Here is a 15,621-nt window from a genome sequence, read left to right on the forward strand (position 1 = left end):
CGGCTGTTGGCTGGGCGAGTGGGGGCTTTGGCGGGGCGGCTGCGCAACTCGTCCCGTAACCCGGTGTGGAACCGCTTGCGGCGGGCGGGCCCGGCGGCGGTGCGAAACCGGACGGACCGGGGCTGACCGGGGCGGACCGCTGGGGAGCGGCGCCCGTTCGAGGTGGGCGTGCGGCTTCGGCGCTGTCGTCACGGAGCGTCGATATCGGGTTGTGCCCTTGCCGCGGCTCGTCACGCGGGGGAGTCGGCGGGGTGCTCGGGTACGCTCCGTTGGATGCGAGCCGTGCCGAAGCCGAACGCGAACTGCGGCACGCCGTGCGGCCCCGGAGGGGGAGTCGGCAGCAGGCTCGTTTACGTACACCTGTGCAGCTCGCGCGGGGGACGGGCCGGTCGCGGCGGCCCGTTGTTCGACTCCCCGCGATGCGCGTCGCACAGTATGCACCAGTCATACTCCTTGGCGCTGGAATATGTCTGAAGTGCTTGGTGAGGTGACTGTACGTCAACCATGCTGTCTCGTCGTGGGATCACGTTCCGTGATCCCGGAGAGGCGCGAAGCGATGTGTCCACCGGTTCGGATGGTGTGAGCGGTGCAGGTGCTTCAAATGCAGATGGAAGTCCGGCCAGACCCGGCCGAGGTGGGAAGGGCGCGCCGCTGGGCGCGCTCCCGGCTGGCCCGCTCGGGGGTGGCGGTAGACGAGCCCCTGGCGGAGACGCTCATCTTGTTGATCTCGGAACTGGTCACCAACGCCGTGGTGCACACGGGCTGCCCCGCCGTCCTGCGGATGCTCTTCCCCGCCGGGTGCGCGGCCGGGCCGCCGGCCCCCGATGGCGCGGCCCCGGCGGCCGGCCCGGACGGCGCCGCCCCGACGGCGGGTGACCTGGCGCGGGCCCCGGGTGCCCAGGCGCCGGCCGCGGGCGGTTCGGCGCAGCCGCCGGGCGGTGCGGCATGGCCCCCGGACGGTGCGGCGTACGGCGTGGGCGGGGCGGCCGGCTGGCCCCCGGCGCCCGGTACGGGGCAGTTCGCCGGCCCGGTCCCCTGGCCGCTGGCCGACGGCGAACTCCTCGCCCTGCCGGGTGCGGCCGGCCAGCCGGCCGTGGCGACGGTCCGGGTCGAGGTCGCGGACGCGAGCAACTGCCCCCCGCGGCCCTGGCGCGCGGACGACGACGACACCCACGGCCGCGGCCTCGAACTGGTCGACGGCCTCGCGGACCGGTGGGGTTGGAAGCCGGAGGGCAACGGCAAGAGCATCTGGTGCGAGGTGGACCGCCAGGCGCCCGCCGCGCCGCCGGCGGCCACCGCGCACACCGCCCGGTACGGCGCGGAGCCGGCCGGGGCCGCGTCTGAGGCCGCGGGAGGCGGGGCGCAGCGGTCCGCGGCGGGCGGCCCCGACGGATGCGGGGCGGCGTCGGCGGCGCCCCCCGGGGCGACGGTCGGCATCGAGCGCGCGGTGTCACTCGCCGGCGCGTGGCCCGCGCGCCGCCGCGCCGCGCACTAGATGGGGAATCATTAAGTCCAGACCAGGTGTTGACGTGACGTGTTCGATTGATCACCCTTAGGTGCAGCGATGCGTCGGAGGGGACGTCGAGGACGGCTCGTACCCGGGGTCCTTCGGACGCCCTTGGGCTGTTGCCTCGGCGAGATGCGGATCGCGGTTCGGCGCGGCGGCAGGGCGGCGGCGTCGAATGGGGCTGGCGGTGCGCGGTGCCGTGCTCGGGGCGCGCACGAGCGCACCGCCAAGCCCTGCTTCGTACGGACGCGTGGGCGGCGGGCAGCGGGCAGGGGCGTCGCCCCGTACGAGTCCTGCTGGCCGGTGTGACGGGCCTCCTCCCGTGCGGCCGGCCGACGGGCGGGCGGCCCGCGCGGCGCGGGGTCCCGTACGGGAACGAGGGGGGCGGGGCGCGCGGGGCGTTGGCGGGGCGAGGTCAGTGGGGGTGCTTCGGGGCGGCGGCGATGACCTGGTTCAGGAGGGTGCGGGAGGCGAGGAGTTCGGCTACCTGGCTGTCGATCCGGTCCCGTTCGCGGCGCAGTTCGTCGGCGAGCTCCGGTGTGCACGGGCGGAGCACCCCGTCCCGTTCGCAGACGCTCGGCAGCAGGCGGGCGATGACGGCGGTGGTCAGGCCGGCGGCCAGCAGCGTGCGGATGTACGCGACCAGCCGTACGTCGCCCTCCGCGTAGACCCGGTAGCCGTTCCCGAGCCGGTGGGGGCGGAGCAGGCCCTGCTGTTCGTAGTAGCGCAGCAACCGGACGTTGACGCCGGTGCGTTCGGCGAGCTGGCCGATGCGGAGGGCGTCGCGGGCGGGCGGCGCACCATCCGCCGGGGCCGGGGCCGGGGCCGGGGCCTGCGGCGTCGGGGTCTGTGGTGGCGCGGCCGGGGGCGTCGTACGGGGCGTGCGGGCGGTGTCGTCGGTGGTTCGGGCCTGTCGGGTCCGCGCGCGCACGGGCGCCCCTCTCGCTTGGCTGTCCTGCGGCTGTCCTGTGGCTTGCCGAGCCGGTGGCGCCTTCCAGTCTCCCCGGTTTCGGTGCCTGTACCGGTGCCGGTCCTCCCGGCCCCCGTGGAGTGCCGGGTGCCAGGTGCCGGGTGCCGGGTGCGCGGGCCCGGCACCGGGCGGCGGTCAGTGGCCGCGGTCGACGGTCGACGGCTTGACCCTGACACCGGTTAGAGGCTTTATCGTCGCGCCATGGCCTACCGAGAACTCGCCACCCGGCCCGTACGGAACTGGGCGCTCGTCGCCGTCGCGGCCCGGATGCCGGTCGCGATGGCGCCGTTGGCGCTGGTCTTCCTGGTACGGGAGCGGCCCGGCGGCTACACGTTGGGCGCCGTGCTCGCCGCCGCGTACGTCGTCGGCGAAGTCGTCGGCGCGGTCGTCCTCGGCGCGCGGTTGCGGCCCGACCGGGCGCGCCGGCCGCTCGCCGCCGGACTCGCCGTCGGGGCCGCCGCCTTCGCGGTGCTGGGGCTGGCGCCCGGCGCGCACCCCGTCGTGCTCGCCGGGGTCGCGGCCGTGGCGGGCGCGGCCCCCGGTGCCGCACCCGGTGGCATGCGCGCCCTGCTGACCGGCCTGGTGCCGGAGCGGCTGAGCACCCAGGTGCTCAGCATGGAGTCGATGCTGACGTACGCCGTGTGGACGGCCTCGCCCGCGCTGGCCACCGGGCTCGCGCTGGGCGTCGACCCGGTGCTGCCGCTGCTCCTCGGCGCGGTGCTCGCGGGGGCCGCGGCGGTCGGCCTGTGGTCCCTGCCGGCCGGCTGGCACGCGGACGCCGGTGACCGGAACGGCGTGTCCATGACGCGTACGCTGGCCGGCGCCTGGCCCGTCTACGCCACCGGCGCGGCGGCGCTCTCCCTGCTCGCCCTCGCCGAACTCGTCCTGCCCGCCCTGCTCGAACAGCGCGGCATCGCGGTCGGCTGGTCGGGGCCGGTCCTCGCGGGCTACTCGGTGGCCGCGGCCGTGGGCGCGTTCGGGTACGGGCTGCGCGGCTGGCCCGGTTCGCTGGCCCGGCAGAACCTGGTGCTGATGCTCGCCGTCATGGCGTGCGTGGCCGCGGCGGCGGTGCTGCCCGGGATCGGCCTGATCGCGGCGGCCATGCTGCTGGCCGGGCTGCTCCAGTCCGGAGTGCAGATGACGCGCACCCTGGCCCTGCGCGCGGCACTGCCGGCGAGCGCGCTGGCCGCCGGGTACTCGGTGATGTACGCGGCGGTCGGCCTCGGTTACGCGCTCAGCGCCACCCTCTCGGGCGTCGTACAGAAGGCGACGTCACCGGCGACGGCGATCCTCGCCGGGGTGGCGTTCGCCCTGCTGCTCACGCTGGCCGCCGCGGCCGGCGAACGGCGGTCGGCGAGCCGCCCCGCCAAGGGGACGGACGCGGAGGCGGACGCGGGGACGGGCGCGAGTGCGGGTGGGGAGACCGGGCCGGGCGCGGGTGCGGGCGGGAAGTCGGGTTCGCGCGCGGGCGCGGGCGAGGGCGCGGCTGCGCACGTGGGGACGAGCGAAGGGGCGGGCGAGGGCGCGGGGATGGGCGCGGACGCCGTCGACGGCGCGCCCGGCTAGCCGGCCGGGTGCGGCGCACGGCACCTCGCCCCGTACGGCGCGCGCCCCTGCGCCCCGTACCGCCGTGCCCCGTACGGTGCGCGCCCCCGCGTCCCGTACGACGTCTCAGCGCAGGTCGCGGGCGATACGCTTGGCTATCTTGCGGGACTCGGTGGCCAACTCCCTGAGCATGCCGCTGGCCGGGTTGGCGTAGCCGGTGAAGTAGAGGCCGGGGGAGGCGGCCAGCCGGCGGGGCCCGCGCACCAGCGGGTGGCCCTGGGAGTCGAGCACGTCCAGGTGGCCGACGAGCGGGTCGAGCCCGGGACGGTAACCGGTGGCGGCGATCACCACGTCGGCGTCGATGCGGCTGCCGTCGGCCAGGACCGGCTTGTCCCCGTCGAAGGAGGCCAGCGCCGCGACGACCTCCACCCGGCCCTCCCGTACCGCCCGCACGATCCCGGTGTCCCGGACCGGCACGGCCCCCGCCCTGGCCCGCGAGTAGAGGCCGGCGCCCCCGGCCGCAGCGGGGCGGGGCAGTCCGTGGGCGGCCAGGTCGGGGGCGCAGAGGCGGGCCCGTACGGCCGCCAGCCGGTCGCTCACGCCGACCGGTAGCCGGCGGGCGACCACCGCCGACCGCTGCGCCGACCAACCAAGCCGCGACCGGCGCACGATGTGCGGTGCGGTGCGCACCGCGAGCCTGACCCGGCCGGCGCCGCCGGCGGCGAGGTCGGCGGCGATCTCGGTTCCCGAGTTGCCGGCCCCGACCACCAGGACGTCCTTGCCCCGGTACGGGTCGGCGGCCCGGTAGTCGGCCGCGTGCAGCAACTGCCCGCCGTACTCGGCCCGCCCCGGCCACTCCGGCAGGTACGGGGTGTGGCTGTGCCCGGTGGCGACCACGACCGCCGGCGCGCTCAGCTCGCGGCCCCCGCTGGCCCGCAGCACCCAGCCGCCCGCCGTGCCCTCCCCGCCCGCGGCCCGCTCGACCCGCGTGACCTCGACCCCGGTGACGCACTCCAACCGGTGGTGTTCCACGTACTGCTCCAGGTAGCGCACGAGGTGGTCGCGGCTCACCCAACGCCCGTACGCGCGCGGGATCGCCAGCCCCGGCAGGGCCGACATGCGCCGTGTGGTGTGCAGGCGCAGCCGGTCGTAGTGGGCCCGCCACGCCCCGGCGACGGCGTGCTGGCGCTCCAGGACCACGGCACGCACTCCCCGCTCGCCGAGCGCGGCGGCTGCCGCGAGGCCGCCGGGGCCGCCGCCGATGACGTACACGGGGGAGTGGGGGGCGGGAGTTCTGTCGGCCATGAGCGTGAGCGTAGTCGGATGATTGACGGGTTTCGGTCAAACCGGTACCGAATCGGTTGCGGAACGATTACGGGTGGCAACGCGTTGCGCCCTGCCGGCGGGCCCGAGCACCCCGCCCGGGCCCGGACCTTCGACGGCGTTCCGGGCGCCGACCGGCCCGCGCCCGGGCGCCGCGTCGCCCCGCTGGGGCGGCTCGTCCTGCCGTCGTTTTCGGCTGGTTGCTTGCGCTATGTCGCGCCCATTGCTGCGAGGTTGAGCCGTTTCATGGCACATGGTGGAAAACCTTAGGTGTCGTCATGGTTGGTGAGGGTGGGCGGCCGGGGCGGGTTGGCGTGCGTGGCGGGGCCGTCGGCCGCGGCGGGGCGCGCCGGTCGGCGGCCGTGCGGCCGACCCGTCCGCGGTTGCCGTCCGCGCCCGCCGGGGTGGTGCGGCGGTGGCGGTCACCCCGGCGCGCTCCCATGCGCCCCGGGGGCACGGTGGGCGCCATCGCGTACACCGTGTGCCGTGTGTCGTGGGCGGCGTGCCAGGGGGTGTCACGGGGGTGGTGTGTCGATCGATGCGGAAGCTCCGTGCGGCCGGGAACGACCGCCCCGGTGGGCTCCTGCCGGCCCCGGCGGTGTTGAATGCGGAGGCGGGCGGGGAGACGGCTTACGGGCAGGCGGGGAGCGGGAGGAGAGGCGGATGCTGGAGCCGGTCGAGTTGGAGATGTACGGGCTGGTACTGCGCCCCTGGGAGGAGGCCGACCTGCCCGCCATCGAGCGCGGCCTGGCCGATCCGGAATACCGCCGCTGGAGCGCCGTCAACTCACCGGCGGCCTTCCCGAACGGCGCCTGGGACTTCCTGTGCACCCGTACCGACGGGTGGCGCCGCGGCGACATGGCCGCCTTCGCCATCACGGACCTGGAGACCTCGGCAGTCCTTGGCAGCGTGTACGCGGGCGCCCTCGACTTCGACCACCGCAGCGGCCGGGTCGGCTACTGGGTGCTGCCCGAGGCGCGCGGCCAACGGGTGGCCGCGCGCGGCCTGGAGACCATGACGCGCTGGCTGTTCCAACACGTCGGCCTGCACCGGCTCGAACTCGGTCACGCCGTCGGCAACGACGCCTCCTGCCGGGTCGCCGACCGCTGCGCCTACCGCGTCGAAGGCATCTTCCGCGGCGCCATGGTGGACCTGACGGGCACGCCGCGCGACATCCACGTGCACGCCAGGCTCGCCACCGACCTGCCGCCCTACCGGTTCGGCCAGACCGCGGTCCCGGCAGCCGCCGACACCGCCCGCGCCAACACGCCGGCCTGGGCGGCGGCACCCACCCCACAGGACTGAGCGCCGCCCACCACCCGGGCGGCCCGGCGCGGCCCCGGCCATCCCCGCGCCGGGCCGGTTGCCCAGCGGCCCCGCTTCTACGGCCAGAGCAGGTCGCGCGTCCAACCCCCGGGCGTGGTGCGGTAGCGCAGCCGTACGTGGCGGCGTTGCCCCTCGCCCTGGAAGAACTCCACCTCATCCGGGTCCAGGACGTACAGCGTCCAGGTCGGCACCTCGGCGTCCGGCTCCCGGTGGGCGCGGTCCCAGGCGGCTGCCGACGCCCGCACCAACTCCTCGTACGCGGGCAGCACTTCGCTCTGCCGACCGACCAGGGCTGCGGCCAGCGCGCCGGGGGAGCGGTGGTGCAGGTCGGCCGAGCTCTCTTCGGGGCCGGCCGCCGTGACGGGGCCGGTCAGCCGGATCTGCCGGCCCATCTGCGGCCAGTAGAAGCTGAGGGCGGCCTGTGGCCTGGCCGCGAGCTCCCGGCCCTTGCGGCTGGTGCGGTGCGAGGCGAAGTGCCAACCGTGTTCGTCGGCGTCGTGCAGCATCACCACCCGGGCCGCGGGGCGGCCCGCCTCGTCGGCCGTGGCCAGGGTCATGGTGTGCGGTTCGCGCACCCCCGCGTCGGCCGCCTCGTGCAGCCAGCGCTGGAACAGGGGCAGGGGTTCGGCGGGCGCCGCGTCCGGGTCGAACCGCGGCAGCGGGTCCGTCCACACCCGCAGGGTGTGCAGCCGTTCGCGGAACGCGCGCTGTTCGTCGTCGCTCATCGGGGTCATCACCCGGCCCATCATCGCCCGCCCCACCGCCGGGCACTTGGCTGCCCGGCCCTGGCCCCGGCTCCCGGCTGCCCGCCCCGCCCCTCCCCGCCCGCCGGCCCCGCTCGCGCCAGGGCTCCGCGCGTCAGCGGCCCGTCGTGCCAGCGCTCCGTCGTGCCAGCGCTCCGGGTGCCGGCGCTCCGCGCGTCAGCGCTCCGTCGTGCCGGCGCTCCGTGCGTCAGCGGCCCGAGGGCTCGTCGGCGCGGTCGGGTGGGCCGCCGGTGGTGGCGCAGTGGCAGTCCGGGTGTTGGCCGTGCGGGGCGCGGGGGCCGGGCGGACGGTGGGCGGATATGTACGTCTGGGAGAGGGCCACCACCACGCTGTCGTACGGGGTCTGGCGGCGGGGCGCGGTGAAGTGGACGGCGCGGTCGGGGGTGCCGGTGCGGTACACCCGGACGGCCTGGCTGCCGGACTCCACCTGTCGTACCTCGCGCCACGGCAGGGGTGTGCCGTCGAGGAACAACTCCTCCGTGGAGAGGGCGAAGCTGCCGTACACGACCGTGCCGCCGCGGGCCAACCGGTGTGCTGCGCGCGGGAGTTCGTCGGCGGCTGCGGTGGCGGCTATCTGTTCCGCGGCCTCGCCGCCCACCGCGTACAGCGTCTCGCCCTCCCGGGTGCGGACGTCCGCCCACTCGACGGGCTCGGCCACCCCGCCGTGCGGCGAGTACGTGGCTTCCCGGAACGAGCTCACCCGGGCCTCGGACCAGGGGAGGGCGCGGACCTCCGGGCCGTGGGTGAGCACGAAGCCGTGCTCGAAGCAGTGGAAGACGGTGGCGGGCGGGCCCTTCAGCTCCTGCCACACCCGGGTGCCCAACGGGACCACCACGCTGAGCACCAGCAGCCCGACGCCCACGAACCGGCCGACCGTGCCCACCTCGCGGTCGGACGTGACGCCGGCCGCGGTGACGGCGGCGCCCACCATGAACATCAACACGCTGAGCAGACAGCCGAGACAGGCCGCCCGGTCGTGCTCGCACTTCGCGCTTCCGATGAAGCGGCCGAAGTCACGCCGATCCGCCATGACCCGTACGCCGCTCTCCGGTAACTCCTTCGACAGCCTCAACGCTCGCCCCCTCCCTGCGCTCCATGGCTACCCGGTGTGATGCCACGAGCACAGCACCATGTATAGCGCGCCGCACTGACAAACGCGTCGCCCAGCGAGAAACTGCTGGCCAACCATGGTGTGGAAGGAGCGGATCGCGGCCGGCTCCGGCCGGTGGCCCCTCGCCCGGGAGCTCACAACTCGGGCCAAAGGTCACCCAGTCGCCCTGATGCACCCCATTCCGCACGAAGGCCCCGCCCTGCCTCTGCCTCCCTCCCGCCCCGCTGCCACCCACTCCCACTCCCCGCCCGTGGCGCCACACCCCTCACCCAAACGTCCAACACCCCGCGCGCCGTCGAACTCCGCTTAAGCCAAGCCGTTTCGCCGGGGTCACTGGATGTGCACAACACCCACCACCCCGCGCGGGTTTATGTGAATGACGTCACCCTGAAGTCCCTTAACACGGAGGGGAATTGGTCCGTACTAACCCCGGTGAGTCTTGAAGAAAGGTCGGCGAATGCGGTCAAACGGGCATGTGGATTAAGATCATCAGGCGTCAATTCCCGGGCTATGTCCGCATTTTGGCTCATTGCTTATTGCCGCTTGTTGCCATCCGCGTAACAGGGCGAACGGGTTATTGAAATGACCATGAGGAACCATGCAGAGTCTTTGCGGGCACGGCGGAAAACATCCCGCCGTGCAGCGTGGACGCAACAAATTCCCCCCACAACACGCATGCGAAGGGTCAACTCTTCATGGCATCTCACAAGCGCATCAGCAGCCGTCGTCTCACCCTGGCGATAGGCGCCGCCGCGGCGGTCGCCGCCGGCGCGTTCGTGGCCGTTCCGGCCGGGGCCGCCGACTCGCCCGCCGAGGGCACCGTCTACGGCGCGGACGCCAAGGGCGCCGTCGACGGCAGCTACATCGTCATGCTCAAGGGCGACCGGGGCGTCAAGGCCGCCGACACCGGCAAGGAGCTGGCCAAGGAGTACGGCGGCCAGCTCTCGCGCAGCTACACGTCCGCCATCAACGGCTTCTCGGCCAAGGGCCTGAGCGAGACCGAGGCCAAGCGCCTGGCCGCCGACCCCGCCGTGGCCAAGGTCGTACAGAACAAGACGTTCCGGGCGACCGGCACCCAGGAGAACCCGCCGTCGTGGGGCCTGGACCGCATCGACCAGGCCGAGACGCAGGGCGACGGCGCGTACGCGTACCCGGACGGCGCCGGCGAGGGCGTCACCGCGTACGTGATCGACACCGGCGTACGGGTCACGCACAAGGACTTCGAGGGCCGGGCCACGCACGGCTTCGACGCCGTCGACGGCGACGACTCGGCGGACGACGGCAACGGCCACGGCACGCACGTCGCCGGCACCATCGCCGGCGCGGACCACGGCGTGGCGAAGAAGGCCAAGATCGTCGCCGTACGGGTGCTCAACGACCAGGGCTCGGGCACCACCGAGCAGGTCGTGGCCGGCATCGACTGGGTGACCGAGCACCACCAGGGCCCGTCGGTCGCCAACATGAGCCTGGGCGGCGGGGCCGACGAGGCGCTGGACGCGGCGGTGCAGAAGGCCATCGAGTCCGGTGTCACCTTCGGCGTCGCGGCCGGCAACGAGTCGACCGACGCCGGCCAGGGCTCGCCCGCGCGCGTACCCGAGGCCATTACGGTCGCCTCCAGCACCGAAACCGACCAGCAGTCGAGCTTCTCCAACTACGGCGACATCGTCGACATCTACGCCCCGGGCTCGGACATCACCTCCGCCTGGAACACCGGCGACGACGCCACCAACACCATCTCCGGCACCTCGATGGCCACCCCGCACGTGGTGGGCGCGGCAGCGGTCTACCTGGGCGGTCACCAGGACGCCACCCCGGACCAGGTCGCCCAGGCCCTCACCGATGGCGCAACCCCAGACAAGATCAGCAACCCGGGCCCCGGCACCCCGAACAAGCTGCTCAAGGTCGTCGAGTAGGACCCCACCGCGCGGGATTGCGACGCGCAACACCGCGCAGCAACCCGCCTCATGCACCTCGTGCCTGAACCCACAGCGCGATGTCCGCGCGCCGAAGTGGCCGCGCGACCGGTCGACTGAGTGAACAGTCGACTGCGCGACTGCGCGACTGCGCGACTGCGCGACTGCGCGACTGCGCGACGTTGCGCACGGGTACGGGCTGGCCGTGCATGTGGGTGGGCGGATATCGATGCGGAGGGAAAGCGGGCGGCCCCGCGCCGCCGGGCCGATCCCATCGCATTCGGCTCGCCCCAGCGGAATCCACGGGAATTCCGTGAGGAATACCGGAGAAGGCGTGGATTCCGCTGGGGCGGCGGGCGTGGAGGGGCTTCTGCGGCCGGTGGGATTCGGCGCGGCGGGCGGCGGAAGAATCCGCTGGCGGGCCGGGGGTGAACCGGCGAGCATGGCGCGCATGAGCGAACAACCCGCGCGATGGACCAAGGCCACCGTCTACCCCGACATGTGGGCCGACCCGGCCGACGACCCCCGCAACAGCGAGGGCACCAGCCCGGACGGCGAACTGGCGACGCTGGCCGACTTCCTCACCGGCTACCGGCTCACGCTGCGGATGAAGTGCGAGGGCCTGGACGCGGAGCAGTTGGCGCGCCGCTCGGTGCCGCCGTCGACGATGTCGCTGCTCGGCCTGGTGCGGCACCTCGCCGAGACGGAGCGCGACTGGCGCAACTGGCTGACCACGGACGAGCCCCTGCCCAAGCTGTACGGCGCGAAGGACGCGGACTTCCACGGTGCGGTGGCCGGCCAGGCCGTGGTGGACGCCGCATACGCGGACCTGGAGCGTGAACAGGCGGCGACCGACGCCGCCCTGGCCGGCTATGCGGACCTGGGTGAACGCGTCGGCAGGGACGGTGTCGCGGTGCGCGAACTGCTGGTGCACCGGGTGGAGGAGTACGCCCGCCACTGCGGCCACGCGGACCTGCTCCGCGAGCGCATCGACGGCAGGGTCGGCCAGTAGCCAGTAGCCAGTAGCCAGTAGCCAGTAGCCAGTAGCCAGTCGGCCGTGGGCAGTAGCTAGTGGGCCGTGGGCAGTTCGCGTGCGGGAGGGGCAGGGGTTGTTCGGCCCCGTGCGTGCGGGCGGGTGGGTACGCGCGCGTGCGGGTGCGTTCCTGGGCGTACGGGAGGTGCGCCGGGCCGTGCGCGTGCGGGGCGTGCGGGGCGGGTGCCGTGCCGGGCCGACGGACGCCGGTGGCGGTGCCGTGCCGTGCCGGTGCCGGCGGCGGGCCGCCGTGGGGCGGTCGCCCCGGGGCTACTTCGTGGGCTTGCGGCCCGTGACGCCCAAGTGGACCAAGAGGGCGAGGTTGGGCTTCAGGTCGGCCTGCTTGACGCCCGAACTCTGGAAGCCCTTCTGGTGCGCGGCGACCGCCGCGAGCATGGTCACCAGCGAACCGGCCACGGCGGCGGGGCTGACATCCTTGTCGACCTTGCCCTTGGCCTGGAGCTCCTTGATGGAGTCGGCCAACGAGCCGGTCACGGCGTTGATGAGCTTCATGCGGAGCTTGTAGAACCGCTTGTCGCCCTCGGCCGCACCCAGGTCGACGACGCGCAGGATGGCATCGTTTTTGCGCCAGAAGGAGAGGAAGCCGTCCACGAGTTCCTCGGCCGACTGCCAGCCCGCCTTCCCCACCCAGGAGCGGCCCGCCACCAGTTCGGTGAGCCCGGCACCCTCCTGAGCCGTCTCTTCGGCGAGCTCAAGGACGGCGCCCTCGACGTCGGGGAAGTACTGGTAGAACGTCGCGGGTGAGGTGCCGGCGCGGCGTGCGACATCGATGACCTTGACGTCTCTGTACGGCGAGGAACTGAGCATCTCGCTGAGGCAGTCGAGCAGCTTCTGCCGCGTCGCCTGCCCGCGGCGCCCGGCCACCCGGCCGTCAACCGTGCGAACTTGTCCTGTCATGCCGTCAGCTTACCGAGGGGTGATCAGAGCGCGATCCGGCCGCCGGCAAATGGGGTGCGGCCCGGGCTGGTTCGAGAAAGTGCACTTCAGGCGGGGTGTACGGGGGGAGGGGTGGTCGTTGGGGCAGCCATCTACTGCGCGACGTGGATTCGGCCGGATGGATGATTCCTGTTATCAACAGCCTGTGGATAACTTCGGTGGATAACTCGTGCCCGCGGTGTGGAGACGGCGTGAGCGACGCCCTTTCGCCTGCTGTTCGCCTGCCGTACGGATTCCATCGACATAGCCGACCGGAGCGGCCATTAGTGCCTTCGGGGCCCGCGGGCGACCGTCGTGGGGCGGCGGGATGCCGGCTGCGCCGTTAGCGTGGCTGATAAGGCACTTGCCGTGTGCCGAGATCCCTGCATGGGAGGACGCGGAGCGATGGCCGTACCGCCGGAGCGCTCGGAGCCCCCGGAGTTCCCCGAGCCCCTGGAGTCCCGCGGGACCCCGGGCGCCTCGGAGTTTCCGACATCCCCGGAAACTCCGGAAACCCCAGAATCCTCGGAAGCCTCGAAAACCCCGGAATCCCCGGAGTCCCCGGAATCCCGAGAATCCCCTGGGCCCGCGGAGCCCTCGGCATCCCGAACACCCCCGGCAGCTCCAGTATCCCCGGCGTCCCCGGGCGCCCCGACAGGCCCGCCCGGTGCGGTTCCCGGCGGGCCGCCGCGGGGCCGGTTCCCGGAGGGCGCGCCCTGTTGGGTGGACGCCGCCCTGCCGGACGTCGCCGCCGGCCGGCGCTTCTACGGCGAACTGCTGGGCTGGACCTTCGGCGGCACCGTGCCCGAGTACGGCTCGTACACCCAGGCGTTCCACGACGGGAAGAACGTCGCGGCGCTCGCCGGCAAGCCGGACGGGCGGATGCCGACCGTCTGGAGCGTCTACCTGTCCACCGCCGACGCCGTGGCGACCGCGCGGCGGGTCCGCGCCGCGGGCGGTGCGGTGATCATGGAGCCGGTCCGTACCGGGGACTTCGGCACGGTGGCCGTGGTCGCCGACCCCGACGGCGCCGTCTTCAACCTCTGGCAGGCCGGCAGCCACGCCGGGTTCGAGGCGCAGGGGCAGCCGGGCGAGTACGGCTGGGCCGAGGTCTACACCCGCCAACCGGAGCGGGCGGACGCCTTCTACGCGGACGTGTTCGGGCTGCGCGCGGAGCCGGACGAGGACGCGGGGGCGCCCGGCGTCGTCCGCTGGGTGCCCGCCGGCGGCCCGGCCGGGGCGCGGCACGCGGTCGGCGGCCGGGGCCTGATCGGCACCCACTACCCCGCGGAGATGCCGGCCCACTTCCTGACCTACTTCGTCGTCGAGGACTGCGACGCGGCCGTGGCCGCCACCCAGCGGCTCGGCGGCCGGATCGTCATCGACCCGGTCACCACGCCGCACGGCCGCTCGTCGGTGGTCGTCGACAACCAGGGCGCGAGGTTCGCCGTCATCGACACCAGGACCCGCGGCGACGCCCCGGCGGGCTGAGCGCGCGCACGGTGGCGCCGGCGCGCGGCGTCCGGCATGATCGGCCCCGCTCTACCGGGCCGTTACCGACCGCTGTCCACCCGACAGGCGTACGCGGGCGCGCGACGGAGTGCGGAACCGATGCCCACGCCACCCCCGTGCCGGCCGACGCCCGTACGACACCTCGCGCGCCGCTGCCCGACGGTGCGCCGCCGAGGGGGCGCCGTCCAGGGGCCCTGCGGGCCGGGGCGTTCGCCCGCTGCCCGGCCCCGGTGGTGCGCGCGGATGGCAACTACCGGCCGCGCTGCGCGGGCCGGCCGCTGGGCGCGCCCGCCGTGGGCACACGCCCTTCCGGCGGGCTGGCGGGCTGACGGATTGACGGAGGTCGGTGGCCTGGACGGCCGGCGGCGGCGCCGCGCACCGCGCCGCCGCCCGGACCTGAGGCGGCGCGCCCGACCCTCCGGCGGGGCCGCGCCGCATCCCGGCCCGGCGTCGGACTTCCTTTGACATAAGGCGAGTTACTGTCGTATCGGTTATCAGGTGCTGGTCACGACAGGTGGCTTGAGTCACTCATCGTGCGCCGGTCGGTGCCACTTTGGTCATCCTCTGCTCTCATGGATTCACCACGAGTTGGCCGGGATAGGCCACGTCTTACGGGGAGGGCACGTGCAATCACGGGGGCGGTCGATGGGCACGGGCGAAGAGAAACCGCATACGACACCGCGGCGTTCCGTTCCGGATTTCTCCTTACTGACCAAACGTGAGGTAGAAGTCCTCCTGTTGTTGGCCGACGGAGAATCCAATAGCTCACTCGCGCGCCAGCTCGATATCGCCGAACGCACGGTGCGGGCCCATGTGACGAGTCTGATGCGCAAGTTGGGTGCCCGTACACGCGTTGAAGCCGCCTTGTTCGTCTACCGCCACCACGGTGCGCTTTCGGCGGATGCGGCGTAGCGCCATCAGGGCTCGCAGACTCCGTACGGGAGCGCCCGAGGTAGCCGAATCGGCTATGCCCGAAGTGACAATAGCGACGGTGCGGACGCGGCGTGCAGTATCGGAGGAAGAGCGAACTGCCCTGCGGTCCGACGGCGTTGGCGTTTCGCACGGCCACCGTCTGACGGCGGTCGGCCGCTGGCCGTGGAGTGCGCGCCGTGGCACGGCGCGCGGCGGGTCGCACAGGGGGACTCCGGGAGGGGGAGCGTCATGCGCGCTCTGACATATCCATTGGCCACCGACGGGGCATCGATTCCGGATCACTCGACCATTTACTGAATTCGACCCCGCCCCTGGCCGGGCGCCACGCGAGGGCATCCAGGCCGCCGGGTCGTGTCTTTCCCCTGGGACTTGGCGGGCCGTCAGTCGCCGTACGACCGGCGGCCCCGAACGGGGGCGGGAATCCCGGTTCGTGCGGCAGTCGCTCCGACCCCGAGGCCCGTTGACCCCGGCGAGAACTGCGGGTCCGGCCGCCTAGCAGCGGCCCCGCGCCTCCGCGAGGGGCAGGTGAAGACCCGCCGGCCCGCCGGCCCGCCGGGCCAGCTCGTGCGGTCGCCCCGCGCCCGCAGCCGGTCACGTCCCGACGATCGCCACGCATCCGCAGGTCAGACGGCTGGTGACCGGCTGTGGCCGGTAGCGTCCGACGCGGCCTGCCGGGCGCGCGGCGGCTGCGCCGGGGCGCGGACGGCGACCGGGCCGGGGGCGGGCGCGGACGCACCGGGCAGCGCCG

At 74.0% G+C, this 15,621-nt stretch carries 12 protein-coding genes and 1 pseudogene; 8 read left to right on the forward strand and 5 right to left on the reverse strand.

Annotated features, from left to right (window positions below; all coding sequences use genetic code 11):
• Positions 1-586: 586 nt before the first annotated feature.
• Both ACMA1D_RS08240 and ACMA1D_RS08245 read left to right on the forward strand, forming a co-directional pair.
• A pseudogene (locus tag ACMA1D_RS08240) lies at positions 587-805 on the forward strand (ATP-binding protein); the annotation flags it as partial.
• A gap of 72 nt (positions 806-877) precedes the next feature.
• The gene (locus ACMA1D_RS08245; protein WP_414723210.1) at positions 878-1,495 is read left to right on the forward strand and encodes an ATP-binding protein; all 618 of its coding nucleotides are present in this window, start codon (positions 878-880) and stop codon (positions 1,493-1,495) included.
• A 427-nt stretch (positions 1,496-1,922) separates the two neighbouring features.
• Here the strand turns inward: ACMA1D_RS08245 and ACMA1D_RS08250 are convergent, their stop codons facing one another.
• Entirely contained in the window at positions 1,923-2,279 is a 357-nt protein-coding gene (locus tag ACMA1D_RS08250; RefSeq protein ID WP_414723211.1) for a MerR family transcriptional regulator, read from the reverse strand.
• Between the two features lie 399 nt (positions 2,280-2,678).
• On the opposite strand from ACMA1D_RS08250, the gene ACMA1D_RS08255 reads away from it, so the two are divergent.
• On the forward strand, positions 2,679-4,043 hold the full coding sequence (locus tag ACMA1D_RS08255) for an MFS transporter (protein WP_414723192.1): 1,365 nt from the start codon (positions 2,679-2,681) through the stop codon (positions 4,041-4,043).
• Positions 4,044-4,148: 105 nt separating this feature from the next.
• On the opposite strand, the gene ACMA1D_RS08260 is transcribed toward ACMA1D_RS08255, so the two are convergent.
• Positions 4,149-5,327, reverse strand: a complete 1,179-nt coding sequence (locus tag ACMA1D_RS08260) for a flavin-containing monooxygenase (protein ID WP_414723193.1) — start codon at positions 5,325-5,327, stop codon at positions 4,149-4,151.
• 681 nt (positions 5,328-6,008) lie between these two features.
• On the opposite strand from ACMA1D_RS08260, the gene ACMA1D_RS08265 reads away from it, so the two are divergent.
• A complete protein-coding gene (locus tag ACMA1D_RS08265; RefSeq protein ID WP_414723194.1) occupies positions 6,009-6,650 on the forward strand; it encodes a GNAT family N-acetyltransferase in 642 nt (213 codons plus the stop codon).
• Positions 6,651-6,727: 77 nt separating this feature from the next.
• Here the strand turns inward: ACMA1D_RS08265 and ACMA1D_RS08270 are convergent, their stop codons facing one another.
• Complete coding sequence (locus ACMA1D_RS08270; protein WP_414723195.1) at positions 6,728-7,396, reverse strand: pyridoxal 5'-phosphate synthase; 669 nt, start codon at positions 7,394-7,396, stop codon at positions 6,728-6,730.
• Positions 7,397-7,622: 226 nt separating this feature from the next.
• On the reverse strand, positions 7,623-8,507 hold the full coding sequence (locus tag ACMA1D_RS08275; protein WP_414723196.1) for a hypothetical protein: 885 nt from the start codon (positions 8,505-8,507) through the stop codon (positions 7,623-7,625).
• A gap of 734 nt (positions 8,508-9,241) precedes the next feature.
• On the opposite strand from ACMA1D_RS08275, the gene ACMA1D_RS08280 reads away from it, so the two are divergent.
• Positions 9,242-10,459, forward strand: a complete 1,218-nt coding sequence (locus ACMA1D_RS08280; protein ID WP_414723197.1) for a S8 family peptidase — start codon at positions 9,242-9,244, stop codon at positions 10,457-10,459.
• A gap of 451 nt (positions 10,460-10,910) precedes the next feature.
• Positions 10,911-11,471, forward strand: a complete 561-nt coding sequence (locus ACMA1D_RS08285) for a DinB family protein (RefSeq protein ID WP_414723198.1) — start codon at positions 10,911-10,913, stop codon at positions 11,469-11,471.
• A 291-nt stretch (positions 11,472-11,762) separates the two neighbouring features.
• Here the strand turns inward: ACMA1D_RS08285 and ACMA1D_RS08290 are convergent, their stop codons facing one another.
• Positions 11,763-12,410: a TetR family transcriptional regulator gene (locus ACMA1D_RS08290; RefSeq protein WP_349993199.1), complete on the reverse strand. Its 648-nt coding sequence runs from the start codon at positions 12,408-12,410 to the stop codon at positions 11,763-11,765.
• A 741-nt stretch (positions 12,411-13,151) separates the two neighbouring features.
• Between ACMA1D_RS08290 and ACMA1D_RS08295 the strand changes: the two genes are divergently transcribed.
• Together ACMA1D_RS08295 and ACMA1D_RS08300 are read left to right on the forward strand one after the other, a co-directional pair.
• Positions 13,152-13,919: a VOC family protein gene (locus tag ACMA1D_RS08295; RefSeq protein ID WP_414723199.1), complete on the forward strand. Its 768-nt coding sequence runs from the start codon at positions 13,152-13,154 to the stop codon at positions 13,917-13,919.
• Between the two features lie 666 nt (positions 13,920-14,585).
• Positions 14,586-14,852, forward strand: coding sequence for a response regulator transcription factor (locus ACMA1D_RS08300; protein ID WP_414723200.1), 267 nt, complete (start codon positions 14,586-14,588; stop codon positions 14,850-14,852).
• Positions 14,853-15,621 lie beyond the last annotated feature (769 nt).

Source organism: Streptomyces sp. 796.1 (genome assembly GCF_047525675.1).
Lineage (GTDB): Bacteria > Actinomycetota > Actinomycetes > Streptomycetales > Streptomycetaceae > Streptomyces.

Excerpts from the sequence above, each read along its gene's own strand:
- ACMA1D_RS08255 (WP_414723192.1), top strand. The coding sequence starts at position 2,679 with ATGGCCTACCGAGAACTCGCCACCCGGCCCGTACGGAACTGGGCGCTC.
- ACMA1D_RS08260 (WP_414723193.1), bottom strand. The coding sequence starts at position 5,327 with ATGGCCGACAGAACTCCCGCCCCCCACTCCCCCGTGTACGTCATCGGC.
- ACMA1D_RS08265 (WP_414723194.1), top strand. The coding sequence starts at position 6,009 with ATGCTGGAGCCGGTCGAGTTGGAGATGTACGGGCTGGTACTGCGCCCC.
- ACMA1D_RS08270 (WP_414723195.1), bottom strand. The coding sequence starts at position 7,396 with ATGAGCGACGACGAACAGCGCGCGTTCCGCGAACGGCTGCACACCCTG.
- ACMA1D_RS08280 (WP_414723197.1), top strand. The coding sequence starts at position 9,242 with ATGGCATCTCACAAGCGCATCAGCAGCCGTCGTCTCACCCTGGCGATA.
- ACMA1D_RS08285 (WP_414723198.1), top strand. The coding sequence starts at position 10,911 with ATGAGCGAACAACCCGCGCGATGGACCAAGGCCACCGTCTACCCCGAC.
- ACMA1D_RS08290 (WP_349993199.1), bottom strand. The coding sequence starts at position 12,410 with ATGACAGGACAAGTTCGCACGGTTGACGGCCGGGTGGCCGGGCGCCGC.
- ACMA1D_RS08300 (WP_414723200.1), top strand. The coding sequence starts at position 14,586 with ATGGGCACGGGCGAAGAGAAACCGCATACGACACCGCGGCGTTCCGTT.